The sequence below is a fragment of the Micromonospora sp. CPCC 205539 genome, assembly GCF_036906815.1.
Classification (GTDB): Bacteria; Actinomycetota; Actinomycetes; order Mycobacteriales; family Micromonosporaceae; genus Micromonospora.
Genome location: NZ_JBAKHW010000009.1, coordinates 47,109 through 70,816, shown reverse-complemented (window position 1 = coordinate 70,816; position 23,708 = coordinate 47,109). Strand labels below are relative to the sequence as shown.

The 23,708-nt window shown below is 72.3% G+C and carries 23 protein-coding genes; 11 read left to right on the top strand and 12 right to left on the bottom strand.

Features of this window, described 5'->3' with window-relative positions; genetic code table 11:
• Positions 1-76: 76 nt before the first annotated feature.
• Both V6V47_RS11080 and V6V47_RS11075 read right to left on the bottom strand, forming a co-directional pair.
• Complete coding sequence (locus tag V6V47_RS11080; protein WP_334628022.1) at positions 77-2,185, bottom strand: PQQ-dependent sugar dehydrogenase; 2,109 nt, start codon at positions 2,183-2,185, stop codon at positions 77-79.
• A 23-nt stretch (positions 2,186-2,208) separates the two neighbouring features.
• Positions 2,209-3,165, bottom strand: coding sequence for a sugar phosphate isomerase/epimerase family protein (locus tag V6V47_RS11075; protein ID WP_334628021.1), 957 nt, complete (start codon positions 3,163-3,165; stop codon positions 2,209-2,211).
• A 1,011-nt stretch (positions 3,166-4,176) separates the two neighbouring features.
• Here V6V47_RS11075 and V6V47_RS11070 point away from each other — a divergent pair.
• Positions 4,177-5,445, top strand: coding sequence for a L,D-transpeptidase (locus V6V47_RS11070; RefSeq protein ID WP_334628020.1), 1,269 nt, complete (start codon positions 4,177-4,179; stop codon positions 5,443-5,445).
• Between the two features lie 59 nt (positions 5,446-5,504).
• Here the strand turns inward: V6V47_RS11070 and V6V47_RS11065 are convergent, their stop codons facing one another.
• Complete coding sequence (locus tag V6V47_RS11065; protein ID WP_334628019.1) at positions 5,505-6,521, bottom strand: SMP-30/gluconolactonase/LRE family protein; 1,017 nt, start codon at positions 6,519-6,521, stop codon at positions 5,505-5,507.
• 183 nt (positions 6,522-6,704) lie between these two features.
• On the opposite strand from V6V47_RS11065, the gene V6V47_RS11060 reads away from it, so the two are divergent.
• A complete protein-coding gene (locus V6V47_RS11060) occupies positions 6,705-7,091 on the top strand; it encodes an STAS domain-containing protein (protein WP_334628018.1) in 387 nt (128 codons plus the stop codon).
• Between the two features lie 49 nt (positions 7,092-7,140).
• Here the strand turns inward: V6V47_RS11060 and V6V47_RS11055 are convergent, their stop codons facing one another.
• The gene (locus tag V6V47_RS11055; protein ID WP_334628017.1) at positions 7,141-7,533 is read right to left on the bottom strand and encodes an FKBP-type peptidyl-prolyl cis-trans isomerase; all 393 of its coding nucleotides are present in this window, start codon (positions 7,531-7,533) and stop codon (positions 7,141-7,143) included.
• Between the two features lie 243 nt (positions 7,534-7,776).
• Here V6V47_RS11055 and V6V47_RS11050 point away from each other — a divergent pair, with 243 nt between their 5' ends.
• A complete protein-coding gene (locus V6V47_RS11050) occupies positions 7,777-8,727 on the top strand; it encodes a TerC family protein (RefSeq protein WP_334628016.1) in 951 nt (316 codons plus the stop codon).
• A 19-nt stretch (positions 8,728-8,746) separates the two neighbouring features.
• On the opposite strand, the gene V6V47_RS11045 is transcribed toward V6V47_RS11050, so the two are convergent.
• The 5 genes from V6V47_RS11045 to V6V47_RS11025 form a co-directional block, all read right to left on the bottom strand.
• On the bottom strand, positions 8,747-9,472 hold the full coding sequence (locus V6V47_RS11045; protein WP_334628015.1) for a helical backbone metal receptor: 726 nt from the start codon (positions 9,470-9,472) through the stop codon (positions 8,747-8,749).
• 64 nt (positions 9,473-9,536) lie between these two features.
• Positions 9,537-10,094: a hypothetical protein gene (locus V6V47_RS11040; RefSeq protein WP_334628014.1), complete on the bottom strand. Its 558-nt coding sequence runs from the start codon at positions 10,092-10,094 to the stop codon at positions 9,537-9,539.
• Positions 10,091-10,615 carry a DUF6286 domain-containing protein gene (locus V6V47_RS11035; RefSeq protein ID WP_334628013.1) on the bottom strand — a complete coding sequence of 175 codons (525 nt, stop codon included), beginning with the start codon at positions 10,613-10,615 and terminating at the stop codon, positions 10,091-10,093. Before V6V47_RS11035 ends, V6V47_RS11040 begins: the two co-directional genes overlap by 4 nt.
• Position 10,616: 1 nt before the next feature.
• The gene (locus V6V47_RS11030; protein ID WP_334628012.1) at positions 10,617-10,982 is read right to left on the bottom strand and encodes an Asp23/Gls24 family envelope stress response protein; all 366 of its coding nucleotides are present in this window, start codon (positions 10,980-10,982) and stop codon (positions 10,617-10,619) included.
• 87 nt (positions 10,983-11,069) lie between these two features.
• Positions 11,070-12,005: an SDR family NAD(P)-dependent oxidoreductase gene (locus V6V47_RS11025; RefSeq protein WP_334628011.1), complete on the bottom strand. Its 936-nt coding sequence runs from the start codon at positions 12,003-12,005 to the stop codon at positions 11,070-11,072.
• Positions 12,006-12,125: 120 nt separating this feature from the next.
• Here V6V47_RS11025 and V6V47_RS11020 point away from each other — a divergent pair, with 120 nt between their 5' ends.
• The 3 genes from V6V47_RS11020 to V6V47_RS11010 all read left to right on the top strand — a co-directional run bounded on the left by V6V47_RS11020 (position 12,126) and on the right by V6V47_RS11010 (position 15,582).
• A complete protein-coding gene (locus V6V47_RS11020) occupies positions 12,126-13,031 on the top strand; it encodes a LysR family transcriptional regulator (protein ID WP_334628010.1) in 906 nt (301 codons plus the stop codon).
• 94 nt (positions 13,032-13,125) lie between these two features.
• Entirely contained in the window at positions 13,126-14,004 is an 879-nt protein-coding gene (locus V6V47_RS11015) for a DUF2726 domain-containing protein (protein WP_334628009.1), read from the top strand.
• Between the two features lie 300 nt (positions 14,005-14,304).
• Positions 14,305-15,582 carry a hypothetical protein gene (locus V6V47_RS11010; protein ID WP_334628008.1) on the top strand — a complete coding sequence of 426 codons (1,278 nt, stop codon included), beginning with the start codon at positions 14,305-14,307 and terminating at the stop codon, positions 15,580-15,582.
• 142 nt (positions 15,583-15,724) lie between these two features.
• On the opposite strand, the gene V6V47_RS11005 is transcribed toward V6V47_RS11010, so the two are convergent.
• A complete protein-coding gene (locus V6V47_RS11005) occupies positions 15,725-16,072 on the bottom strand; it encodes a histone-like nucleoid-structuring protein Lsr2 (RefSeq protein ID WP_334628007.1) in 348 nt (115 codons plus the stop codon).
• Between the two features lie 156 nt (positions 16,073-16,228).
• The gene (locus V6V47_RS11000) at positions 16,229-16,870 is read right to left on the bottom strand and encodes a response regulator transcription factor (protein WP_334628006.1); all 642 of its coding nucleotides are present in this window, start codon (positions 16,868-16,870) and stop codon (positions 16,229-16,231) included.
• A 65-nt stretch (positions 16,871-16,935) separates the two neighbouring features.
• On the opposite strand from V6V47_RS11000, the gene V6V47_RS10995 reads away from it, so the two are divergent.
• The 5 genes from V6V47_RS10995 to V6V47_RS10975 all read left to right on the top strand — a co-directional run bounded on the left by V6V47_RS10995 (position 16,936) and on the right by V6V47_RS10975 (position 21,881).
• A complete protein-coding gene (locus tag V6V47_RS10995) occupies positions 16,936-17,667 on the top strand; it encodes a sensor histidine kinase (protein WP_334628005.1) in 732 nt (243 codons plus the stop codon).
• A gap of 85 nt (positions 17,668-17,752) precedes the next feature.
• Positions 17,753-18,622: a manganese catalase family protein gene (locus tag V6V47_RS10990; RefSeq protein ID WP_334628004.1), complete on the top strand. Its 870-nt coding sequence runs from the start codon at positions 17,753-17,755 to the stop codon at positions 18,620-18,622.
• Positions 18,623-18,688: 66 nt separating this feature from the next.
• Positions 18,689-18,967, top strand: coding sequence for a hypothetical protein (locus V6V47_RS10985; RefSeq protein WP_334628003.1), 279 nt, complete (start codon positions 18,689-18,691; stop codon positions 18,965-18,967).
• Between the two features lie 38 nt (positions 18,968-19,005).
• On the top strand, positions 19,006-21,336 hold the full coding sequence (lon, locus tag V6V47_RS10980; protein ID WP_334628002.1) for an endopeptidase La: 2,331 nt from the start codon (positions 19,006-19,008) through the stop codon (positions 21,334-21,336).
• Positions 21,337-21,476: 140 nt separating this feature from the next.
• On the top strand, positions 21,477-21,881 hold the full coding sequence (locus V6V47_RS10975; protein WP_334628001.1) for a DoxX family protein: 405 nt from the start codon (positions 21,477-21,479) through the stop codon (positions 21,879-21,881).
• Positions 21,882-21,928: 47 nt separating this feature from the next.
• On the opposite strand, the gene V6V47_RS10970 is transcribed toward V6V47_RS10975, so the two are convergent.
• Positions 21,929-23,656 (bottom strand): DEAD/DEAH box helicase, encoded by a 1,728-nt coding sequence (locus tag V6V47_RS10970; protein ID WP_334628000.1) that lies wholly within the window; start codon positions 23,654-23,656, stop codon positions 21,929-21,931.
• Positions 23,657-23,708 lie beyond the last annotated feature (52 nt).

Genomic DNA, 23,708 nt, shown 5'->3' with positions numbered 1-23,708 from the left:
GCGTAAGCGGCAGCGGGAGGCGCGCAGCCGGCGGGCGGGGGCCGTTTTCCCTCCGCCCCCCCCCGCCGGGTAGTGGTCAGCCGGCCAGGCCGGCCACCGGATCAGGATCCAGCACCACCGTGGCGCTGCCGGTCTGCGGGGGTACGCCCGGGTCGGTCGGCGCGTCGGTGTACTCCGCGACGAAGACCGCGGTGAGGTTGTCCGCCCCACTGTGGCCGCCGTCGACGAAGGTCGGGATCGAGCCCGAGCAGCCGGTCGACGTGGAGAGCGGGTGCCCGTGCTCGTCGTGGCCGAGCACGTAGGTGACCCGCACCCGTGAGCAGTCCACCGGCAGGTCGTCGGTGACCTGCACCTGGTACGCGACCGTCTGCCCGAACTGGAAGGGCTGCCCGGCCACCGGGGCGACGAACTCGACGATCGGCGCGCGCGGCCCGATCAACAGCGGCAGGGTCGCCGCCGCGGAACGGCCGGTGCGGTCGGTCACCTTCACCGTGGGGTTGTACTTGCCGTTCGCCTGGTAGGTCCAGGTCGGGTTGGCGGCGGTGCTGTCCACCGAGCCGTCCGCGTCGAAGTCCCACGCGTAGCGCAGCGGGTCACCGTCCGGGTCCGTGGTGCCGGCACTGGAGAAGGCGACGGTCAGCGGCGCCTGCCCGGCGGTCGGGGTCGCACTGATCTTCGGGATCGGCGTCCGGTTGCCGCGGACGAAGTCGATCCGGGACAGCTGGGCGTCCGGGTTCTCGGAGAAGTAGCCGTCGCCGTACTCGAGCACGTACAGCGCGCCGTCCGGGCCGAACTCCAGGTCCATCGGGTTGTCCACCACCGTCGACGGCACCACGGGCCGGATGTCCCGCACGTCGCCGTCGGAGTCGAGGCGGAACTCCTTGATGTAGTCCCGGGTCCACTCGTAGAACAGCGGCACACCGTCGTAGTAGGCCGGCCACCGGGTCCGCGAGGTGCTGGTCCCGTCATAGTCGTACGCCGGGCCGCCCATCGGGCCGATCCCGCCGGTGCCCAACTGGGGAAACTCCCCGGAGGCGGCGGACGGGTACCAGACCTGAGGCGCCTCGACCGGCGGCAGCACCCGCTTGCCGGTGTTGCGGGGCGAGTCGTTGACCGGACGCTTGCAGTTGAACTTCGGACCGGACACGCCAGTGGCGAAGTCGTAGTCCCGGTAGGCCAGGGTCGGGGTCACACAGTACGGCCAGCCGTAGTTCGCCGGCTTGTCGATCAGCATCCACCGACCGTGCCCGGCCGGCCCGCGCTCCGGGTTCGAGTTCGAGGCGTCCGGGGAGTAGTCGGCCAGGTAGACGTTGTCGGTACGACGGTCGACGGCGAAGCGGAACGCGTTGCGCAGGCCCATCGCGTAGATCTCTGGACGGGTCTGCGCCGTACCCGGCTTGAACAGGTTGCCGGCCGGCACCGTGTAGCCGCCGCCAGCCTTGACCCGGATGCGCAGCAGCTTGCCGCGCAGGTCGTTGGTGTTGGCCGAGGTGCGCTGGGCATCGAACGCCGGGTGACGGTTGGCCCGCTCGTCGATCGGGATGTAGCCGTCGGAGAAGAACGGGTTCGAGTCGTCACCCGTCGACAGGTACAGGTTGCCCACGCTGTCGAAGTCGATCTGGCCGCCGACGTGGCAGCAGATGCCCCGATCGGTGGGCACGTCGATGATCTGCTGCTCGGTGCTGAGGTTCAGCCTCATCCCGTCCAGCTTGAACCGGGACAGCCGCAACGCGCCCCGGTAGCGCTGCCAGTCCGCCTCCGTACCCTCCAGCGGTGCGTCGCCCTCGTTGACGCCGGGGGTGGCCGGGTCGTCCACCGGGGTGTCCATCGGCGGCGAGTAGTAGAGGTAGACCCACTTGTTCTGGGCGAAGTTCGGGTCGATGGCGACCCCTTGGAGCCCTTCCTCGTCGTGCTCGTACACCGGGATGTCGGCGGCCAGGGTGTTCAGCCCGGTGCGCGGGTCGTGGATGCGGACCTCGCCGGTGCGCGAGGTGTGCAGCACCCGCAGGTCGGGCAGGACGGCGAGGCTCATCGGCTCGCCCGGGAAGTCGTTCAGTGTCACTTTCTGGAAGCTGCTGTCCGGCGGCGCGGCCGCTGGCGCGGGCGCGGCGGTGGCCGCCGCGGGCGGCACGGCCAAGCCGGCGGTCACCAGCAGCAGGGCGGACACGAATGCGGTCCTGTTCATCAGGTTTGTCCCCCGAGTGGTGGTCAGTACCGGAGTGAGGCGAGATAGTTGAAGCCGACGCGAGCGGTCTCCAGGGCGTCAGCGGGAGCGCGCGGCGGGGTGCCCGCGTCGTCGCGCTCCACGATGTACTCCTCGAGGCCGGCCTCGCGCTCGTGCGCGAAGATCCGCCCGAAGTCGATGAGCCCGTCTCCGAGGTCGGCGAAGCCGCCCTCGACGTCGAGGTCCTTGACGTGCACCTGACGGATCCGGCCGCGGTTGGCATGGATCACGTCGACCGGGTCGTGTGCGCCGCGCCAGGTCCAGTACAGGTCGAGCTCGAAGTGGACCAGCCGCGGGTCGGTCTCGCCGGTGAGGATGTCGAAGCCGCTCGACCCGTTGGTCGTCGGCAGGAACTCGGCCTGGTGGTTGTGGTAGCCGAAGTCCAGCCCGGCGCGCTCGGCCAGCCGGCCGGCCTGGTTGAGATCCCGGGCCAACGCCCGGTAGACGGCGGGGTCCCGGATCGGTCGCCCCTGGGAGTCGCGACCGAAGTACGGGTGGACGATCTTCTTACTGCCCACCACGTTCGCGTCGGCGAGGGCGCGTTCCCAGGTGGCGGCGTCGAACGGTTGCGGGATGCCGACGTGCCCGGACGTGGCCCGGAGCCCGGCCGCGTCCAACGCGGCCCGGAACTGCGCAGCCGTACGCCCGACGAAGCCGGCGTGCTCCACCCGCCGGTAGCCGATCCGGCGCAGCTCGGCCAGGGAACCGGGCAGGTCGGCGGCGAGCTGGTCGCGCAGCGTGTAGAGCTGAATGCTGATGCGGTCCAGCGGCACCCGGCGCCGGCCGTGCGACTGCCCGGCCGACCCGGCGGTGGCCGGGCTGGCGAGCAGGCCGGCGGAGCCGACGGCGGCCGCGGAGACCGTCGCGGCGCCCAGTAAGCCGCGCCGGCTGAGCAGCCCGGACGCTGGGGCCGGCTCCGATCGAGGGGTTTGTTGATCCATGGTGGTGGTCCCTTCCTGACGGCATGGGGCGCCGCCAATGGCAGGTCGACCAGCTGCTGCCGACGGGCGCGCCGAACCGGCCGGAATCGGGGGTCCGGCGGGACGGTGACGGACGGCGCGGGTGCGGCCCGGACCCCATCAGGGGCGGAACGCGGCGACCCGGCAAGGGCGGCGGCAGGCTGATCGACGAATGGGCAACCTTCTATCTAATTCGCGACCCTACCCTTGGCTCCGGACGAAGGCAAAGCTTCGTCCCGATGGGCAGAAGTTTTGCTGCCGCTGACAAAAGTCCGCTCCCAAGGTGCGCGACCGGCCCGAATACCTGCGCGATTCGCGTCCGCGACGGCGTCCGCGACGGCGCGGCTGGGTCCGCGCTGGTTGGGTCCGAGTTGCTTGGGTCCGCGCTGGTCGCGGCGCCGTCTCCGGCCCGGATGGCTCGGCGATCTTGCGCTTCCTGCCTCGGCCAACAGGGCGAATGCCGCGTATCGGCGACCACAAGTGCAAGATCGCGAGGGCGGGAGGAGGAAGTCGCACTCGATCCAGGATGTAGTGGCCCCGGCGCGTCGGCGAGGCCACTACATCCTGGATCGAGCACGATCTTGGTGGCTGAACCTTCAAGATCCACGCAACTTCAGGGAAAGTGCTGCCTCCAGACTGCCGGAGGCAGCACTTTCCCTGAAGTTGCGTGCCGATCATGGGCCGGTCGCGGCGGACGCGACGCGTCGGGGCGTGGGTGTCCGCGCGCGGCGCGGGTCACAGGGCGTCCTGCGACCGAAAGCGCGACATCGCCGCGCTGGTAGCCGGACGGGACGTTGGGGTCGGGCGGGATGGGGACGGTCGAGTGGGCGCGGTAGGCGCAACTGGGGGCGCTCCGGCCTTTGTTCTGCCAACCGGCGCAGCGCCGGAAAATGCACCGATAAATGCGCCGCCGATTATTTCCGAATGGCATGGAAGCCCTGGTAGAGGCGGCGAGAATGTGGCGGAGGGAAGCCGAAAACGGGGGGACTGAACATGACGTCGAGGCGGCGACTGACGCTGTTGGCGCTAACCATCGCAGCCGCACCACTGGTGCTGGGCGGGTGCACCGTCGATCGGGACCGGGCGGCCCAGGGCGGCAAGGGGCACGCCGCACCGCCGGAGCTGACCGTGACTCCGGGCGACAAGACGCGCGAGGTGCCGGTGAGCGCCGAGGTGGGTACCGCCGTCAAGGGCGGGCGGATCACTGGCGTGCGGCTCACCGACGACAAGGGCGCGCAGGTCAAGGCGGAGCCGAGGGAGGACGGCTCGGCCTGGGTGCCGAGCGCGCCGCTGCAACCGCGGCGTACGTACACCGCCGAGGTGACCGCGACCGGCGACTCGGGCGCCACCACGACCCGCTCCACCACGTTCACCACCATGGCCAAATCCACGAAACCCCAGATCACCAGCACCCTCTATTTCGTCGGCAACCGGACGTACGGCACGGCGATGCCGGTAACCGTTGCGTTCGACCCGGGTATTCCGAAAGAGGCCAGGGCGGATGTCCAACGGCGGTTGTTCGTAAAGACGAATCCGGTTCAACCGGGTGCCTGGTCCTGGCTGGAAGACGGTAGTCAGGCCTATTACCGAGCGCCCGATTTCTGGCGACCGGGGACCACCATCAGTGTTCGGGCTGGTCTGGAGGGTCTGCCGATCGGCAAGAAGATGGTCGGTGACGCCGAGCGGACCGCGACCTCCAAGATCGGCCGCCAGTTGGCTCTGGAGATCGACAACGCCACGAAGCAGATGACCGTGCTGCGCGACGGCAAGCAGGTCCGCCGGATTCCGGTCAGCCTCGGCAAGCCGAGCACGCCCAGTTCCAGCGGCAAGATGGTGATCATGGAGAAGCACGAGCGGACCACCTTCGACACCCGGGGTGAGCCGGACGGCGGCTACGTGGTCGACGTCGACGACGCCCAGCGACTGACCTGGGGTGGCGAGTTCATCCACTCGGCACCCTGGTCGGAGGGCGACCAGGGGTCCACGAACGTCTCGCACGGCTGCGCGAACGTCTCCGCCACCGCCGCGGACTGGTTGATGGGGCAGACGCAGGTGGGCGACCTGGTCACCGTGAAGGGCACCGAGGTGCCGTTGAACGCGGGCAACGGCTGGACCGCCTGGAACGTGAGCTGGGACGAGTTCGTCCGGGGCAGCGCCCTGCCGGTGTCGCCCGGTCTGCGGCCCGCGCCGGTGGCCCCGGCGCACCCCGGCGCGGTGGCCGGCGGGTCGCCCGCACCGGCGCCCTCGGTCAGCGGCCGCTGACGCACACCGCCGACGGCCTCGGGGCCGACCCACCGACCGGTGGGTCGGCCCCGAGCCTCTCAGTTCAGCGGTACGCGGGCCACCCCTGGGCCGATGAGGCTGCCCAACCAGAGGTGGTCGCCGTGCTGGCGTACCCCGGTGATCATCCAGTAGCGCCCGGACGGACCGTGCAGCGTCCGGAGGACCGTGCCCGCGCCGTCAACCAGCGCGACCAGCCCGTAGCGGCGGGGTTGCGGCTGCATCGCGTCGGGCAGCAGTGCGGCGATCTGGCGCAGGCGCGGGTGCGGCAGCAGCCGCTCGGCGATCGGCACCCGAGGGCTGGGCAGGGCGATCCAGTACGTCCCGTCACCGACCGCGGAGAGGTTGTCCGGGTACGCGGGCAGGTCGGCGAGCACCCGGACCCCGCCGCCCAGCTCGACGCGGAGCAGTCGGTGCGTGGTGGTCTCCACCAGCATCAGCGCCGACTCGTCCGGGGTCAGTGCGATTCCGTTGGGGAAAAACAGCCCCTCGGTCACCACCTCGGTGCGCCCGCTGCCCGGGTGGTAGGCCAGGATCCGGCCGTTGGGGCGGTGCTCCAGCAGGTCCCGCTTCCAGTGCGAGACCGGGAACCGGTCCGAGGAATCCGTGAAGTACACGGTGCCGTCGCGGGCCACCGCCGCGTTGTTGGCGAGATGCACCGGGGACGTCGTCCCGGTCAGCTCGCGTACCGCGCCGTCCGGAGTGACCCGCAGCAACCCGCGGTACGCGTCGCAGACCACCAGCGCCTCGCCGGCCGGGTCCAGCTCGATGCCGAGTGGCCGACCTCCGGTTTCGGCGAGCAGCACGGGCCGGGTGCCGGCTGGCGCGTCGGCGGGCCACCACCAGAGCCGGCCGTCCTCGTCGCCGCTGATCACCCGCCCGGCCGGGTCGACCAGTACGTCCTCCGGGCCGACTGCGCCCTCCGGCAGCGGCAGCAGGTCGGCCTGGTCGAGTCTGCGGTCGGTGGCGGCCCAGGCCCCGGTGAGCGGGGGAGGGACGGTGGCCGGCTCGCGGACGGGCCGGATAAGCCGGGGTGGTCGAGGCCGGGGGATCAGCATCGGCCCATTCTCCACCGTCGAATCCGACCCGCACCGGATCAGCGGTACGGCGCGCCGCCGCCGAGGCACCCTGACCTGCACCCCGAGGGGTGTCGGGGTGGCCTCCGGGGATGCCCTGGACGTACCCGGAATCACCCTCCGCGAGGGGCGGAACTGTCGGGGGTGGGGGCTAGATTCTGGGGTATGGGAGAGCGCAGCGACCGGTTCGACGTGCAGGTCAGCGTGGGTGAGCACGTGGTGCAGGTGCGGGTGGCCGGCGAGGTCGACATCAGCACCGTGGCCGCGTTCCGCTCCGCGCTGTGGTCCGCGCCCGCGCGTCCGGTGCTCCGACTGGAGCTGTCCGAGTTGCGGCTGCTCTCCGCCGCCGGGGTGCGCGCGCTGCTCGCCGCGCACCTGCGGGTGCGGGCTCGCGGTGGTGCGCTGGTCCTGGTCGACCCGACCCCGGTGGTGGCCCGGGTGCTGCGCGCCAGCGGCCTGCACCGGGTGATGACGGTGTTGGAGCCGGCGCGAGCGATCGAGCCCGAACGGCGTCCGGCGATCGCGCCCGCAGGCCTGGTGCTGGCCGCCTGACGAGCGACGTGGGGCCGTCGGCACGCGCCGACGACCCCCACGCCATCGGTCAGCGCACGCCGATCAGGTCGACTACGAAGATCAGCGTCTCGCCCGGCTTGATGACGCCGGCCGCGCCGCGGTCGCCGTACCCCAGGTGTGGCGGAATGGTGAGGCGGCGACGGCCGCCGACGCGCATGCCCACCACGCCCTGGTCCCAGCCGGCGATGACCTGGCCGCCGCCGAGCGGGAACTCGAACGCCTCACCGCGGTTCCACGACGAGTCGAACTCGCCGCCCGTGGAGTGCGACACGCCAACGTAGTGCACGTTGGCCAACTGGCCCGCCTGGGCCTGCGGGCCCTCGCCCACGGTGATGTCCTCGATCACGAGGTCGGCCGGCGGCGCACCCTCGATCGGACCCACCTCGGGCTTACCCGATGCTGCGCCTGCTGCCTGGTTCATGCGGGGATCTCCTGCCGTGTTCGGTGATGTGTCCGGTCACCGTCGATCCTGCCGGATCGCACTCCACCGATGTGCGGCGGACCCGCGACCCTGCCCCTCGGCCCCGTGCCGGCGGGTCGACTTCGCCGGAGCGCCGACGCCGGACCGGCCGCTCGCCTACGCTCGGTAACGGCCCCGACCGGCCGGGCCGGCGGGGTGGCCGGGCGGTGCTTCCGGCACCGGGGGCGATGCGGGGGGCGCCGGGTGAGCGACGCGACGGCCGCGGTGCCGTTCTGGGCCTGGGCGGCGGTCGGCGCGGTCATCGCCGTTCTGCTCGCGGTCGACGTGCTCGCGCATCGGGACAACCACGTCATCGGGCTACGCGAGGCGCTGCTCTGGAGCGCCGTCTGGATCTGCGCGGGCCTGCTGTTCGGGTTGGTCGTCTGGCTCGGCCTCGGCGGGGACTCGGCCATCGCGTACTACTCCGGCTATCTGCTGGAGAAGGCGCTCTCGGTCGACAACGTCTTCGTCTTCGCGCTGCTCTTCGGCTATTTCCGGGTGCCGGCGGGCTACCAGCACAAGGTGCTGTTCTGGGGCGTCGTGGGCGCGCTGGTGTTCCGCCTGCTGTTCATCTTCGCCGGTGCCGAACTGCTGGAACGCCTCACCTGGGCCGCCTACGTGCTCGGCGCCTTCCTGATCTGGACCGGGTGGCGGCTGGCCGTACGCGGGGAGCCGGACGTCGACCCGGAGCGCAACCCGGTGGTCCGGCTGTTCCGGCGGGTGGTGCCCACCGAGGCCCGCTACCACGGCGACCGGTTCACCGTCCGGGTCGCCGGTCGACGGAAGGCGACCCTGCTGCTGGTGACGCTGATCGCCATCGAGGCCACCGACGTGGTCTTCGCCATCGACTCGGTGGCGGCGATCCTCGCCATCACCACCAACACCTTCCTGGTCTGGACGGCCACCGCGTTCGCCGTGCTGGGGCTGCGCAGCCTCTACTTCTGCCTGGCCGGTCTGCTGCGGCATTTCGGTTACCTGCGTTACGGGCTGGCGCTGCTGCTCGCCTTCGCCGGCCTGAAGCTGATCCTGGCCGAGACGCCGGTGGGCAAGCTGCCGATCTGGCTGACCCTCGCGGTGGTGGTGCTGACCCTGACCGTCTCCATCGGCGCGAGCATCCTGACCGCCCGGTTCGCCGCCCGCCGGCCTGGCGGGTGAGCCAGCCGGGCGGGCCCGCTCAGCCGGCCAGCACCGGCCGGGAGAGCTGGTCGGCCAGCAGCGCCGGGGCCTCGGCCAGCGAGGGGCCGTACCAGGTGAGATGCCGACCGGACACCAGAGCGCACGGTACGCCGGGGAAGGCCTCCGGCCCGTCGTCGGTGGTGAACCGGTACGGCTCGTCGGGCAGCACCACCAGCTCCGGCCGCTCCCCGTGCAGCTCGGCCAGGCTCGGCCGTGGGTACCGCTCGGACTGCTCGTCGTAGGCGTTGACCACGCCGAGCCGGCGCAGCATGTCACCGGCGAACGTGTCGGTGCCGAGCACCACCCACGGTCGACGCCAGACCGGCACCACCGCACGGCGCTCCGGCGCGAGCCGGGGCGGATCGGCCCACGCCCGCCGGGCCTCCCCGAGCCAGTCCGGCTCGGCCAAGGCGCCCAACTCGGTCAGCAGTTCGGCCAGCTCGGACAGGGCGTCGGGGACGGTACGCGGGTAGGTGACCCGCACCGGTACGCCGGCCGCCCGCAGCGCCTCCGCGTCGGCCAGGCGGTTCTCCTCCACGTTCAGCAGCACCACGTCCGGCCGCAGCGCGCGGACCCGGTCCAGGTCGGGGTACTTGCTGCCGCCGACCCGGGCGACGTCCAGCCCGGCCGGGTGGGTGCACCAGTCGGTGGCCCCGACCAGCACCCCCGGCAGGGTCAGCGCCACCGCCTCGGTCAGCGACGGCACCAGCGACACCACCCGCACCGCGCACCTCCATCCGTCGTCCGTACCGGCACCGATCATGCCGGCCCGGTCGACGGGGCGCGGGTCAGGGGCGGCCGGGCTCGATCCGGGCGGTCACGTCGAGGTGGGCCGGTTGGCAGCCGGCGGTCGTAGCGAACCGGCGGACCGCGGAGTGGACGTGTTCGCGGACACCGGCGGCCCTGGCGTCGGCCGTCAGGTCCACCCGGATCCACACGTCGGGGCGCGGCGGTGCCCCGGTGAGCACCACCCGGGCGCGGCGTACCCCGGGGTCGCCCGTCAGGTCGCGCTCCAGCGCGTGGGCGAGCACCTCGGTGGCGAGCCGGGTACGGCCGGGGCGGCGCCCCGGGCGGCTCAGCGTTCCGCGCATCGCGTGGTCGGGCCGGTGCAGCTCCCGGGCCAGCAGACGCGCTCCGGCCAGGGCGAGCAGCGCACCGGCGACCGCCGCGGCCAGGGTGCTCCATGGCGCGGCCAGCCGCCACCGGTCCAGCGCGCCGGCGCCGACCAGCACGGCCCCGGGGTCGCCGGGGAGGACATCGAAGCTGACTCCCAGCGCCACCCCGCCACCCAGCACCAGCAGCAGCGCCACGATCGTCCACAGCAGCCGGTGCGCGGCGTCGGTCATACCGGCCGCCGCTGGGGCAGCAGGCGCACCGTGATCTGGCCGGTGCGCGGCGCGGCGAGCCGGTGCAGCTCCTGGTGCACGGCGAACTCGACCTCGGCACGGGCCGCGGGGTCGCCCGTGGCCCGTACGCGAGGGTGCCATTCGGTGCCGCGTCGACGAACCCGGACGCGGGCCCTGCGCACCCCGGGTACGGCTGTCGCCGCGTCAGCGAGCCGCCGTTCCACACACCGGCGGTGCAGATGCCAGCCGTCCCGCTCGTCGGTGCGCAGCCGGACCGGCGTCCAGCGGCGTAGCTGGGCGGCCAGGATGGCCAGACCGACGAGTGCGGCGGCGCCAGCCACCGTACGAACCCCGGGGTCATGCCACCGGGCGCTGGTCAACACGCCGTACCAGCCGGTGCGGTCGAGCAGCGGCGCCGGGCGATCCAGTGCGACCAGCAGGGCCTGCACCGCCACCACCGCACCGACGACGAGCAGGGCGGTGGCCAGCACCATCGAGGCGACCCGGTTGACGGTCCGCATCTCAGCCGCCTTCCGGCCGGGGCATTCCGGCCCGAGGGGCGTCCACGCCGGGGACGAGCAGGTCGTCCACGGTGACGGTCACCGCCGCCACGACGAGCCCGGTGATCGCGGCCAGCCGATCGGCGACCGCCACCCGGACCGCCTCGGCGACGGCGGGCACGCTGTGGCCGTACCAGGTGACGAGGTGCAGGTCGAGGCCCACGGACCGGTCGTCCAGGCGGACCGTGGCCGGACGGACGCTGGACACGCCCGGCACCCGGCCTGCCGCCTCGGCCGCGATGCGGGCGACCTCCGCCGCACCGACCGCGACCGGCGTGCCCGGACCGTGCCCGGCCCTCGGGCCGGTCGCCGTGCTGCGAGCGGTCATGGTCACCTCCGGGCCGGTTCCGCTACCGCGATCCCGCTGGATACACCCGGGGGCCACCTCTGGAACGTCGAACCCGTGTGATCCAGGTCACAGTGCAGGTGCGCGGAGCAGGTCGAGGGAGACCTGCCAGAGACGCGCCGCGGCCGCAGGGTCGATCGCGTGGTCGGCGACGCCCTGCAGGGGTGTCTCGGGCGTGTGCCGTACGGCCTGGTCGCAGTCCTCGAAGTACCGGCCGCCGACACCCTCCAGCTGCGGCCACGCGGCGAGCAGCGTGGAGGTGGCGGCGCCCTGCTCCGGGGTCTTGAAGTCGTACGCCGGGAGCTGCGCGTAGTCCTCCTCGGTGAGGTGGCGCCCCAGGTTGGTGGTGACCGCGCCCGGGTTGGCCGCGTTGACGGTGATGCCGTCGTCTGCCCAGAGCCGGTTCGCCTCGACCGCGAACAGCGCGGTGGCGGTCTTCGACTCGCCGTACGCGAGGAGACGGTCATAGGGTCGTACGCGGAAGTTGACGTCGTCGAAGACCATCGGCGCCTGCACGTGGGCGATGGAGCTGAGCGACACCACGCGGGCTCGGTCGGCCGCGGCGAGCGCCCGGTGCAGACCGGTGGCGAGGGCGAAGTGGCCGAGGTGGTTGGTCGCGAACTGCAGCTCCCAGCCCTCCCGCGTCCGCGTCTCGGGTGTCGCCGACACCCCGGCGTTGTTGACCAGGATGTGCAGGGGGCCGTCCCAGGCGGTGACGAAGGCGGCGACCGACCGCTGGTCGGAGAGGTCCAGCGGCGCAACCCTGATCAGCCGGCTCGCGGTGCTGGCGCGGATGTCGTCCGCCGCCCGTTCACCGGCCTCGACGTTCCGTACCGCGAGGGTCACCTCGGCGCCCGCGGTGGCGAGCGCCCGGGCCGTCTCGACGCCGATGCCCGACGAGGCGCCGGTGACGATGGCACGTCGCCCGGCCAGGTCGACGCCGGTCACGACGTCGCCGGCGGTGGATTTCGCGTGGAAAGGCGTGGTGACGCGATCTGCGGTCATGGTGGGCTTCCTTCGATGAGTGGCGGGTCCCGGCCCGGTTGTGGGCCCCGAGAACCATGCTGCGCGGCAGCCTGCCGAGCGCCCAACACACGCTTGCTGGCGTGGCTACAGTCTGTTCCTGTGACCTTGCCTGAGCTGCGGCAACTCCGGTATTTCCTGGTCCTCGCGGAGGAGCTGAGCTTCACGCGGGCCGCCGCCCGCCTGATGATCGCCCAGCAGTCGCTGTCCCAGCAGATCACGGCCCTGGAGCGCGCCCTCGGTGTGCGGCTCTTCGAGCGCGACAGCCGGGGCACCACCCTGACCGACATCGGCAACCTGTTCGTCCCCGAGGCGCGCGCCGTCACGGACCGCGCCGAGGAGGCGGTGGCCGTCGTGGGGCGGGCCCTGCGCGGCGAAGTCGGCGCTCTCCGGCTCGCCTTCCTGAACAGCGTGGCCAACCACCTCCTGCCCCCGGTGGTGCGGGTCGTGCGCCAGCAACTCCCCGACCTTCGTCTGACCACGGAGTCCACCAGCATCGCGACCCTGGTCGACGGCGTACTCGTCGGGCGCTACGACGTCGCCTTCACCCGGCACCCGCTCGTCACCGGCCTGCGGTCCAGGACGCTGGCGACCGAACCGGTGTGCGGCGTGTTACCCGAGGGGCACCCACTCGCCGAGCGCGCCGAACTGGAGCTCGCCGACCTGGCGGACGAGCCGTGGGTCATGACGCCGCGCAGCTCCTGGGAGCCCTGGCACCGCGCCTACGACGACCAGTTCCGCGAAGCCGGCTTCGAACCGAGGGTCGTCGCCGAGGAGGCCAGCGTGCAGAGCCTCCTCGGTCTGGTCGCCGCCGGCCTCGGCGTCACCCGGCTCGCCAGTTCGGCCCGCAGTCTCCGCCGCACCGGTGTGGTGTTCGTGCCGTTGACCGCCACCTACGTGCGCACCGTGATGGTGTGGTTGCCGAGCAACACGTCACCCGGCCTGCACCGGCTCCTGGACCTGGTCACCGACCTGGCGGCGACGACCGACCTGACCCAGACCGGGTGACGCGTCGCGAGCAGGTCGGCCCTGTCAAACGCCGGAGCCATGATCGACCACCTAGACTCGGTCCGGCTCGACCGACGGCGGATGGATCAGGCAGATGACGAGCAGCGACGACCGCGGCGGGCTGCGGGCGATGCCCGCCCTTGGTGGCCAGGTCATGCCCACCCGCGCCGGCCATCGGGTGTACGCGTCGCGCCGGCTCAGCGACCTGGTCCAGGGCCGTCCGGCCGGCGTCACCGGAAGTCAGTGGAGTTCGGCCAGCCGGGCCGCCTTCGACTTCGTGGTCTGCGCCGCTGACACCGGCCGGCCGATCGTCGCCGTGGAGATCGGCCCGGTCGCGCCCGCTGGCTCCGCGCAACAGCGCGACGAGCGGCTGAAGGACGCCGTGAGTGGGGCGGTCGGCCTGCCGGTGCTGCGGATCGGGTCGCCGACGCTACGGCCCGCCGAGCACGGCCGACGCCTCGTGGAGTACGTGATCGACGCGCGGGCGTACGCGGCGACCGGCGTCGCAGCGACCGCCGGGGTGGACGAGCCGGCCCCGGTGGGCTTCCGCGACATCCTCGGTCGGCTGCCGGGCGGGCGGACCGGGCCGGTCAACGACCTCGGCGCGTTGGCCCGGGCCGCGGCGGTCGAGGCGTACGTGGCCCGGCGGCTGGCCGATCCGATCGTGCGGGGCCTGCACGTGCGCTGGGCGGACGGTCCGGCGCAGGGGTGGAGTTGGGTGCAGGTGCGCCCGGACGCGTGCCTCGTGGAGCGGGTGTCGGTGACCGAGCACCGGTTCTCCTGTGGCGTCGATGGGGCCCGGCTGGCCGAGGATCTCGCCGCGGTCGCCGTCGGGGAGCGGCTGCGGGCCGCGGATCTCGGCGATTCGCACCTGCTGCCGCGAGCCGACCTGACCGCGGACATCGTCGCGCTCAGCCAGCGCCGCGACGAGCTCGTGGGCGGCTTCGCCTTCGACCACCTCTGCGCCGACTGACCTGCCCGCGCACCCCGCTGCCTGCTTTCGCCCTGCTCGGCCCTCCTCCGCGCTGTGCCGCGGCAATTTTCTGTGTATCGGTTGAACCTTCCCGGCAGCCGTCTCGTACTCCTGCGCGAATGGAACACGATCTCCCCATCCGCGTCGACGGGACGCGGGAAGACGGTGCGGAAAGGGCATCGTCGGCCATCGACACGTCACCGGGTAGGTGCGGTGGTCGCCATAGCGGCGTGCCATCTCAAATCCGTCGGTCCGCCGAGGGCAGGAATCCGATACCGGATCGAGAAGGAGAGCAATTCGATGCGCAGGTCCACACGAGCGCGCCGGTCACCCGGCATCGCGCGGAGCAAGCGTCTGCTGGCCGTTGTCGGCACGCTCGTGGTCTTCGGCGGAGTCGTCGCCGTGACCCAGATTTCGTCGGCCGGGGACCGGCGGAACAACAAGCCCCGACCGGCATCGGGACAATGCGTGGAGCCGAGCCCGGGCGCCACCGCGCCGAGTGGGGGCGGTTCGACCAGCAGGACCTGGCAGAACGGTCGGTGGGTGCGCAATCACTGGGGTGACGGGCAGCAGTCGGTCCCCGAGTGTGAGGACGGCAAGGACGGCACGACGGGCCCCGGCTCGGCCATCGCCTGCCCGGACGTGACGGCCAAGCTGCCGCAGGTGCCGGCTCAGGCCCGGGCCGAGGTGGACCGCAACCTCGCCCAGTTGCAGACCCAGATCGCCGAGGCGGACCGCCGGCTGGCCGCCGAGGGCAACAAGGGCGAGGCGTTCATCCGGAGCGCGATCCTCCAACCCCTCGCGGCCAAGCGCACCGCGACGTTGGCGCGGATCACGACCGCCATCGACCGGGTCGGGCCCCGACCGCAGGGTCTGGCGCAGCTCGCCCAGTGCCAGGTGCAGCCGACTGGCAACAACGGTGGCGGCAACAACGGTGGTGGCAACTCCGGTGGCGGCAACAACGGTGGTGGCAACTCCGGTGGCGGAAACAACGGTGGCGGAAACAACGGCGGTGGCACCGAGCCCGGCGCCGGACTCGGCGTACTGGCCAACGACTGTGACGAGAGCCGGCTCGAGCCGCACAACGGTTTCCAGCTCGGCAACCGTTGCGTGAGCACCGAATTCGGCGAGGTCGGCGCCGCCGCCAACAACCCGTCGCTGCTGATCACCCAGTTCCCCGGGCAGGTCGGCCGCAACCAGGCCTTCACCCTGCGGGTCAGCACCCGCAACCTGATCCGGGACCGCTTCCTGGCCGCGGGTCAGGGCGGCTACTACGTGGAGAGCTCGCTGCTCAACGACCAGGGCCTGGTGCGGGGGCACTTCCACACCGCGTGCCGGATGCTGGACAGCCTGACCACCCCGCCGGAGCCGCAGGAGGTGCCCGCGTTCTTCGTCGCCACCGAGGATGGGCGCGGTGGCGCCCAGCCGGACGAGGTGACCATCCAGATTCCGGGCCTGCCGGAGTCGGGCACGGCGCAGTGCGCGGTCTGGGCCGGTGACGGCTCGCACCGACTGCCGATGATGGAGCGGGCGAACCAGACCCCCGCCTTCGACGCCGTGCGCATCGAGGTCAACTGACGGAGCCAACCAGCGGCGGCCGGTCGCCCGGGGCGGTGAGCCCGGGGTGGTCGGCCGCCGCGTCTCTCCGCGCAGCCCGGAGGGGGAAAAATCCGACGGGGCCACGCCGTTCTCCGGCGGGACCCCGTCTGCGTGTCGGCTGTCAGCGAGTCTTGTACGCCTCGACGACCTCGACCGGGATCCGGCCCCGCTCGGAAATCTTGTAGCCGTTCTTGACGGCCCATTCCCGAATCGCCCGGTTCTGCTCCCGATCCATTCCGGCGCCGCTGGGTCGCCCCGGCCGCCGGACCGTGCGGGCGTTCTCCACCGGGCCGCGGCCGATGCGCCGGCCCGCATTGATGTACGGGTCGAGCGCCTTACGCAGGACGCCGGCATTCTCGTCCGAGACGTCGATGGTGTAGGCCACGCCGTCAAGACTGAACTCGACGGTCCGGTCGGCCTTCCCGCCGTCGAGGTCGTCGGTCAGCACCGTGATTACTTTTCTCGCCATTGCCAATTACTCCCTGTGTGTGGCGGGATGTGTCCAAAGTCTGACCCACCACCCGGGGAAACCGCAACAATGAGCGTCCCGTTCATTTTGGCGCGTCGCGATTTGACTGCCTGACAAAACCGTGAACGGACGGGGGAATCGGCCGATGGCCGGTCGTCATTCGCCGAGCAGACCCGCGTGGCCAGCGACCGCGGCTGCCTCCGCCCGGTTGGAAACCCGCAGCTTGCGCAGCAGTGCGGCGGTCATCCGTTTCACCGTTCGCTCCGAGACGTGCAGTTCTTCGGCGATGTCCACCGTGCTGCGGCCGGCGGCGATCGCGCGCAGCAGTCGGCGTTCCTCGTGGTCCAGGTCCACCGGCGTGGCGCGCGCGGGCCGCAGCAGTTCCCGCAGCAGCTCCGCCGGCAGCACCGCCCAGCCGTCGAGGACGGCCAGCAGCGGCGGCAGCAGCTCCTCCGGTTCGCTGGTCTTCGGCAGGTACCCCTCCGCGCCGGCCCGGAGCGCGTCCAGCGCGGGTGCCGAATCGGCGGAGCCGGACATCGCGACCACCCGTACCCGTGGGGTGGTCCGCCGGATGGCGGCCACCGCCCGGATGCCACCGGGCGGCGGCATGTGCAGGTCGACCAGCGCCAGGTCGGGCTGACAGCGGCTGATCATGGCGGCGGCCGCCGCGGCGTCGCCGGTCGAGCCGACCACCTCGGCGCGGCCCTGCGTGGTCACCGGAAGCAGCAGCTCCAGGCCCCGGACGAAGAGCGGATGGTCGTCCACGACGGCGAGTCGAATGGCGGGGGCGTCCGGCATGTCTGCGCCGTTCCCCAGCGGGTACCGATCATGCGGGTACGGACCGAACGAGGGGAGTCGGGTGGATGCGCGCACCGCACGGTTTGCAGGGCTTGCTGCGAGGGTTGCGCCGATCCGAATCCGTTCATCTCGACCAGCGACCCCCAGACGGTGACTCCGAGCTGCTGCTGCGCGTGCTGTGCCACGAGTTCCGTACCCCGATCAGCACGTTGACCTCGCTGACCCGGGCGTTGGTCGACGAGCGGGGGGAGTTGACCGGCGACGACCGCCGGGCGATCACCGCGCTGGCCCGCGATCAGGCCGTCCACCTGCAGAGCCTGCTGCGGGACGCGACCGCCAGCACCGGGGCGCTCACGCTGACCGCCCAGCCGGAGCCGCCCGTGCGGCTGACCGCGATTCTGCGGGAGGCCGCCGCGTTGGTGCCCGCCCACCGGCGGCGGGCCCGGGCCACCCGCCGGGCGGGTTCGTGCCCGGTGCCGGCCGGCCGGACCCGGCAGGTGCTGGTGAACCTGGTGGAGAACGCGCTGCGGCACGGGCCAGCCGACGGGCAGATCGGGCTGTACGCCGCGCTGCGTCGTCCCGGCCTGAGCATCCTGGTCACCGACGAGGGGCGGGTGGACGACGCCCTGCTGGCGGCGGTGCGGCGCCCGGTGCCGGCCGCCGGGATGTCCGGCCTCGGGCTGTGGATCGTGCGGCAGTTGGTGGCGGCGGACGGGGGAGTGCTGCGGGTGCACCGGCTGCGACCACGGGGGGTGGCGCTGGAGGTGCTGTTGCCGGTGGCCGGGCCGACGCTCTGACCCCACCGGGACACGGGTTGGCCCGGCTGGGTCAGTCGAGCGGGAACCTCCCTCGTCACCAACGTTCCGGTGCCGAGGAGGACAGATGTTCAGCCATGTCAAGGAGCTGCAGTTCGAGGCCAAGCCGGACGGCCCGGACGCCGCGTTCGCCCGCCGGCTCCAGGAGGTCCTGGGCGGCAAGTGGGGCGAGATGACCGTCGCCAACCAGTACCTCTACCAGGGTTGGAACTGCCGGCTGCCCGGCAAGTACAAGGATCTGCTGCTCGACGTCGGCACCGAGGAGATGGGCCACGTCGAGATGATCGTCGCGATGATCACCCGGCTGCTGGAGAACGCGCCGCTGTCACTGTCGGAGGCCATCGCCGAGAACCCGGGGGGCGGGGCGATCTACGCCGGGTCCAACCCGGCGCACTTCATCCACGGCGGGGGAGGGGCGCTGCCCACCGACGCCAACGGGGTGCCCTGGAACGCCGCGTTCATCACCGCCAGCGGCAACCTGCTGGCCGACTTCCAGCTCAACGTCACGGCGGAGGCGCAGGGTCGACTCCAGGTCGCCCGGCTGTTCCACATGACCGACGATCCGGGTGTCAAGCAACTCCTGCGCTTCCTGCTGGCCCGCGACACCATGCACCAGAACATGTGGCTGGCGGCCATCGAGCAGCTCAAGGAGGACGGCCTCGAGGAGATGCCGGTGCCGGAGGCGTTCCCGGACTCGGAGGAGTTCGCCGAGGAGTTCAGCTACACGTACCTGGGCTTCTCCTCGGGTGCCGACGCCGCCGAGGGGCGGTGGGCCTCCGGGCCGACCCCGGACGGCAAGGGCGAGTTCCGGTACGACGACAGCCCTCAGGCACACGCACCGGAGCCGGTGCTTCCCCCGGGCGACCCCCGGCTCTACGGCACCACGCCGGGCCCGGTCGGCGGGGTCGTGAACACGGTCAAGAGCAAGCTCACCTGACGCCGTCTCGTCGGGTCGCCCGCCCGTCGCGGGCGACCCGGGCCGTCGCACCGAAGGAGGACGCTCATGTCCGTCGTACCCGCCCGGGAGACCGGGGTCGTGTCGCTGTCCCGTACCCGGGTCAAGCTGGTGGTCTTCGCCGCGCTCACGGTGCTGGCGGCCCTCGCCGGGTTGCCGGCCCGGATCGTGATCGCCCTGGCTGTGCTCAGTCTGGCCATCCCGATCGCCGTGGCGGTGGCCGGAGGCGGCGGGCTGGCCCGGGAGCTACTGCTGCCGATCCGTCGGCCAGGTCCGGGGAGTGGCCTGGGTCACAGTCCGGAACAAGGGGAACGCCTTGTTACTTGAGTCAGACACGCTCAAGTCAACGCGATAGTAGGTGTTCGATGGCAACTCTTCCGGTACTTCCCCTGACCGACGCCGTGCTGCTGCCCGGCATGGTCATCCCGGTGACCCTCGACCCGACCACCCAGGCTGCGGTCGACGCGGCTCGCGCGAGCGGCGACGGCAGCCTGCTCGCCGTCCCCCGCATCGACGGCGAGTACGGCCCGGTCGGCGCGGTCGCCACCATCGAGAAGGTCGGCCGACTGCCCAGCGGCGAGCCAGCCGCCGTCATCCGTGGCCTGTCCCGGGCCCGGATCGGCTCCGGCGTGCCCGGCCCGGGCGCCGCGCTCTGGGTCGAGGCGACCGAACTCGACGAACCCGCGCCCGCCGGCAAGGCCCGGGAACTCGCCCGCGAGTACCGCGCCCTGGTCACCTCCGTGCTCCAGCAGCGGGGTGCATGGCAGGTCATCGACGCCGTGGAGCGGATGACCGACCTCTCCGAGCTGGCCGACTCGGCTGGCTACGCGCCCTGGCTCAGCCTGGAGCAGAAGACCGAGCTGCTCGGCGCGCCGGACGTCACCGCCCGGCTGGAGCTGCTGGTCGGCTGGGTGAAGGACCACCTGGCCGAGCAGGAGGTCACCGAGCAGATCAACACCGATGTGCGGGAGGGGCTGGAGAAGTCCCAGCGGGAGTTCCTGCTCCGCCAGCAGCTCGCCGCGATCCGCAAGGAGCTCGGCGAGGACGAGCCGGACGGCTCGGCCGACTACCGGTCCCGGGTCGAGTCCGCCGACCTGCCGGAGAAGGTCCGCGAGGCGGCCATGCGCGAGGTCGGCAAGCTGGAGCGGGCCAGCGACGCCTCCCCGGAGGCGGGCTGGATCCGTACCTGGCTGGACACCGTGCTCGAGATGCCGTGGGGCACGCGTACCGAGGACAACACCGACCTGGCCGCGGCCCGGGCGGTGCTCGACGCCGACCACGCCGGCCTGGCCGACGTGAAGGACCGCATCCTGGAGTACCTGGCGGTGCGCAACCGCCGCGCCGAGCGCAACCTCGGTGTGGTCGGCGGTCGCGGCTCCGGCGCGGTGCTCGCCCTCGCCGGTCCTCCCGGGGTGGGTAAGACCAGCCTCGGCGAGTCCGTGGCGCGGGCGCTCGGGCGTAACTTCGTCCGGGTGTCGCTCGGCGGTGTCCGCGACGAGGCGGAGATCCGCGGCCACCGGCGCACCTACGTCGGCGCGCTGCCCGGCCGGATCGTCCGCGCCCTGCGCGAGGCCGGCTCGATGAACCCGGTCGTGCTCCTCGACGAGGTGGACAAGCTGGCCGCCGGCTACGCCGGTGACCCGGCCGCCGCCCTGCTGGAGGTGCTCGACCCGGCCCAGAACCACACCTTCCGGGATCACTACCTGGAGGTCGACCTCGACCTGTCCGACGTGCTCTTCCTGGCCACCGCCAACGTGGTGGAGTCCATCCCCGGCCCCCTGCTGGACCGGATGGAGCTGGTCACCCTCGACGGGTACACCGAGGACGAGAAGGTCGCGATCGCCCGGGACCACCTGCTGCCCCGGCAGCGGGAGCGGGCCGGGTTGACCACCGACGAGGTGAGCGTCGCCGACGAGGCCCTCGCGCGGATCGCGGGGGAGTACACCCGGGAGGCCGGCGTCCGGCAGCTCGAACGTGGCCTCGCCAAGATCCTGCGCAAGGTGGCGGTGGCGCTGGCGACCGACCCGTCGCCGGTACGCGTCGACACCGACAACCTGATCCGCTACCTGGGTCGGCCGAAGTTCACCCCGGAGTCGGCGGAGCGCACCGCGGTGCCCGGCGTGGCCACCGGCCTCGCCGTCACCGGAGCCGGCGGGGACGTGCTCTTCATCGAGGCCACCAGCATGGAGGGCGAGCCGGGGCTGACCCTGACCGGCCAGCTCGGTGACGTGATGAAGGAGTCGGCGCAGATCGCGCTCTCCTACCTGCGCTCCAACGGGCGGCGGTTCGGCATCGACCCGAACGCCCTGGCGGGACGCCGGATCCACGTCCACTTCCCGGCGGGCGCGGTGCCCAAGGACGGCCCGAGCGCCGGCATCACCATGGTCACGGCCCTGGCGTCGCTGGTCACCGGTCGCCCGGTCCGCCCCGAGTTCGGGATGACCGGTGAGGTGACGCTCTCCGGTCGGGTGCTGCCGATCGGCGGGGTGAAGCAGAAGCTGCTCGCCGCGCACCGGGCCGGCCTCACCGAGGTGATCATCCCGGCGCGCAACGAGCCGGACCTCGACGACCTGCCGGCCGAGGTGCGCGAGGCGCTGACCGTGCACACGCTGGCCGACGTGGCCGACGTGCTCGCCCTGGCGCTGCGCCCGGCCGAGGTCAAGGCGCTGGACGGTCCGGCGCTCTTCGCGGTCTGACGCGTACGCCCCAACGGGCCCGCACCGTCCTTCGAGACGGAGCGGGCCCGTTGCTATGCGCGCCGTTCGAAGAACCGTACTGTCGCGCTCGAAATCTCAACTACCTCTCCGCCGTGCGGCGGTACCCCCGGAGGAAACCCGTGAACCTGGTGCTCTGGATCGTCCAGATCCTGCTCGCCGCCATCTTCGGCGGCGTTGGCGTGGCCAAACTGACCCAACCCAAGGAGAAGCTGCACGAGACGATGGGCTGGACGGAGGCGGCCACGCCGATGCAGGTCAAGGCGATCGGCGCGCTCGAACTGCTGGCCGGCATCGGGCTCGTGCTGCCCGCCCTCACCGGCATCGCCACCGTGCTCACCCCGCTGGCCGCCCTCGGGCTGGTCATCATCATGATCGGCGGCATCGTGGTGCACCTGCGCGGCGTGCGGACCGACACCGTGGCGGAGCGCCGCAAGCTGGAGATCCAGGGCACGGTGACCTGCGTGGTGCTGCTCGTCCTCGCCGCGCTCGTCGCGTGGGGCCGGTTCGGCCCGTACTCCTTCTGATCGGTGGGCCGGCGACCGTCGTACCCCGGCGGTCGCCGGCCACGCGCTCAGCGCTCGCCGCCGCGATCCCGGCGTACGGTGGCCTTGCGGCCCTTGATCGTGCTGCCGCGCAACCCGGCGATCACCTCGTCGGCCATCCCCTGCGGCACCTCCACCAGCGAGAACCGGTCGGCGATCTCGATCGAGCCGATGTCCCGGCCGCTGATCCCGGTCTCGCCGGTGATCGCGCCGACCAGGTCCTGCGGACGCACGCCCGCGCGCCGGCCCAGGCCGATGAAGACCTGGACGCCGTTGCCGCCCGAGCGCGGCCGGCCGCCACCGCGCCGGTCACCGCCCCGACCGCCGGACTCCGGCCGGCCCTCACGGGGAGCGCGCACCGGCGCCTGCGGGATCTCCTCCTCGTCGTCCGAGCCGGGCGAGGTCACCTCGTGCGCCAGCTTCACGGCGGCAAGGGCGACCTCCATCAGGTCGAACTCGTCGGTCAGCGTCTCCACGATCACCCGGAACGGGTCCAGGTCGTCCTCGAGCAGGCTCTCCCGCAGCGCCGCCTGGGTCAGCTCCAGCCGACGGGTGCGCATGTCCGCCACCGTGGGGATCTTGTCGATGGTGATCCGCTGGCCGGTCACCCGCTCGATGGTCTTGAGCATCCGGTGCTCGCGCGGCTCGGCGAGGGTGATCGCCACGCCCTCGCGGCCGGCCCGGCCCACCCGGCCGATCCGGTGCACGTACGACTCCGGAGCCGACGGAACGTCGTAGTTGACCACGTGGGTGAGCTGCTCGACGTCCAACCCGCGCGCCGCCACGTCGGTGGCGACCAGCAGGTCGGCGGTGCCCGCCCGCAGGCGGCTCATCACGCGATCCCGCTGCTCCTGGCTCATCCCGCCGTGCAGCGCCTCGGACCGGTAGCCCCGACCGTTCATCGTCTCGGTCAGCCGGTCGACCTCCTCGCGGCTGCGGCAGAACACGATGGCCGCGGTCGGCGACTCCACGTCCAGCACCCGGCCCAACGCGGCCGGTTTGTGTGCCCGCGTCACGATGTACGCGCTCTGCCGCACCCGGGGCGCCTCACCGGCCACCGGCTGCTCCCGGCCGATCTCGATCCGGACCGGCTCCCGCAGGTGCTGCCGGGCCATCCCGTCGATCCGGGACGGCATGGTGGCCGAGAAGAGGACCGTCTGGCGCTGCGCCGGGGCGTGCTCCAGGATCGCCTCGATGTCCTCGGCGAAGCCCATGTCGAGCATCTCGTCGGCCTCGTCGAGCACCACCGTGGCCAGCCCACCGAGCCGCAGCGTGCCCCGGGCGATGTGGTCCAGGGCCCGCCCCGGGGTGGCCACCACCACGTCGACGCCGCTGTCCAGAGCCCGCAGTTGCCGGCCGATCGGCTGCCCGCCGTAGATCGGCAGCACCCGGGCGCCCAGGTCCTTGCCGTAGCGGTGGAACGCCTCGGAGACCTGCACCGCCAGCTCACGGGTCGGCACCAGCACGAGCGCCACCGGGTCCCCGCCATCGCGGTGCGCCGGCATCCGGTGCAGCAGCGGCAGCGCGAACGCCGCCGTCTTGCCGGTGCCGGTGGCCGCCTGACCCAGCAGGTCCCGACCGTCGAGGAGCGGCGGGATCGCCTCCCGCTGGATGGGGGTCGGCTCCTCGTAGCCGAGGGCGGCCAAGGCGCCCAGCAGCTCGTCGCGCAGCCCAAGGTCCGTGAAGGCGAACGCCTCGTCGGTGCCGTCGGGGGTGGTATCGGTCGGTGCGTCGTGCCCTGCGGGTGCGGAACTCATGCGTCAAGCTTTTCATCACGCCATCACACCCGCTGAGGCGACCGGCACAACA

Excerpts from the sequence above, each read along its gene's own strand:
- V6V47_RS11060 (WP_334628018.1), top strand. The coding sequence starts at position 6,705 with ATGGGAGAGCGCAGCGACCGGTTCGACGTGCAGGTCAGCGTGGGTGAG.
- V6V47_RS11040 (WP_334628014.1), bottom strand. The coding sequence starts at position 10,094 with ATGACCGACGCCGCGCACCGGCTGCTGTGGACGATCGTGGCGCTGCTG.
- V6V47_RS11015 (WP_334628009.1), top strand. The coding sequence starts at position 13,126 with ATGACGAGCAGCGACGACCGCGGCGGGCTGCGGGCGATGCCCGCCCTT.
- V6V47_RS11035 (WP_334628013.1), bottom strand. The coding sequence starts at position 10,615 with ATGCGGACCGTCAACCGGGTCGCCTCGATGGTGCTGGCCACCGCCCTG.
- V6V47_RS11070 (WP_334628020.1), top strand. The coding sequence starts at position 4,177 with ATGACGTCGAGGCGGCGACTGACGCTGTTGGCGCTAACCATCGCAGCC.
- V6V47_RS11025 (WP_334628011.1), bottom strand. The coding sequence starts at position 12,005 with ATGACCGCAGATCGCGTCACCACGCCTTTCCACGCGAAATCCACCGCC.
- V6V47_RS11010 (WP_334628008.1), top strand. The coding sequence starts at position 14,305 with ATGCGCAGGTCCACACGAGCGCGCCGGTCACCCGGCATCGCGCGGAGC.
- lon (WP_334628002.1), top strand. The coding sequence starts at position 19,006 with ATGGCAACTCTTCCGGTACTTCCCCTGACCGACGCCGTGCTGCTGCCC.
- V6V47_RS11030 (WP_334628012.1), bottom strand. The coding sequence starts at position 10,982 with ATGACCGCTCGCAGCACGGCGACCGGCCCGAGGGCCGGGCACGGTCCG.
- V6V47_RS10995 (WP_334628005.1), top strand. The coding sequence starts at position 16,936 with ATGCGCGCACCGCACGGTTTGCAGGGCTTGCTGCGAGGGTTGCGCCGA.
- V6V47_RS11080 (WP_334628022.1), bottom strand. The coding sequence starts at position 2,185 with ATGAACAGGACCGCATTCGTGTCCGCCCTGCTGCTGGTGACCGCCGGC.
- V6V47_RS11055 (WP_334628017.1), bottom strand. The coding sequence starts at position 7,533 with ATGAACCAGGCAGCAGGCGCAGCATCGGGTAAGCCCGAGGTGGGTCCG.
- V6V47_RS11005 (WP_334628007.1), bottom strand. The coding sequence starts at position 16,072 with ATGGCGAGAAAAGTAATCACGGTGCTGACCGACGACCTCGACGGCGGG.
- V6V47_RS11075 (WP_334628021.1), bottom strand. The coding sequence starts at position 3,165 with ATGGATCAACAAACCCCTCGATCGGAGCCGGCCCCAGCGTCCGGGCTG.
- V6V47_RS10970 (WP_334628000.1), bottom strand. The coding sequence starts at position 23,656 with ATGAGTTCCGCACCCGCAGGGCACGACGCACCGACCGATACCACCCCC.
- V6V47_RS11000 (WP_334628006.1), bottom strand. The coding sequence starts at position 16,870 with ATGCCGGACGCCCCCGCCATTCGACTCGCCGTCGTGGACGACCATCCG.
- V6V47_RS10990 (WP_334628004.1), top strand. The coding sequence starts at position 17,753 with ATGTTCAGCCATGTCAAGGAGCTGCAGTTCGAGGCCAAGCCGGACGGC.
- V6V47_RS11065 (WP_334628019.1), bottom strand. The coding sequence starts at position 6,521 with ATGCTGATCCCCCGGCCTCGACCACCCCGGCTTATCCGGCCCGTCCGC.
- V6V47_RS10985 (WP_334628003.1), top strand. The coding sequence starts at position 18,689 with ATGTCCGTCGTACCCGCCCGGGAGACCGGGGTCGTGTCGCTGTCCCGT.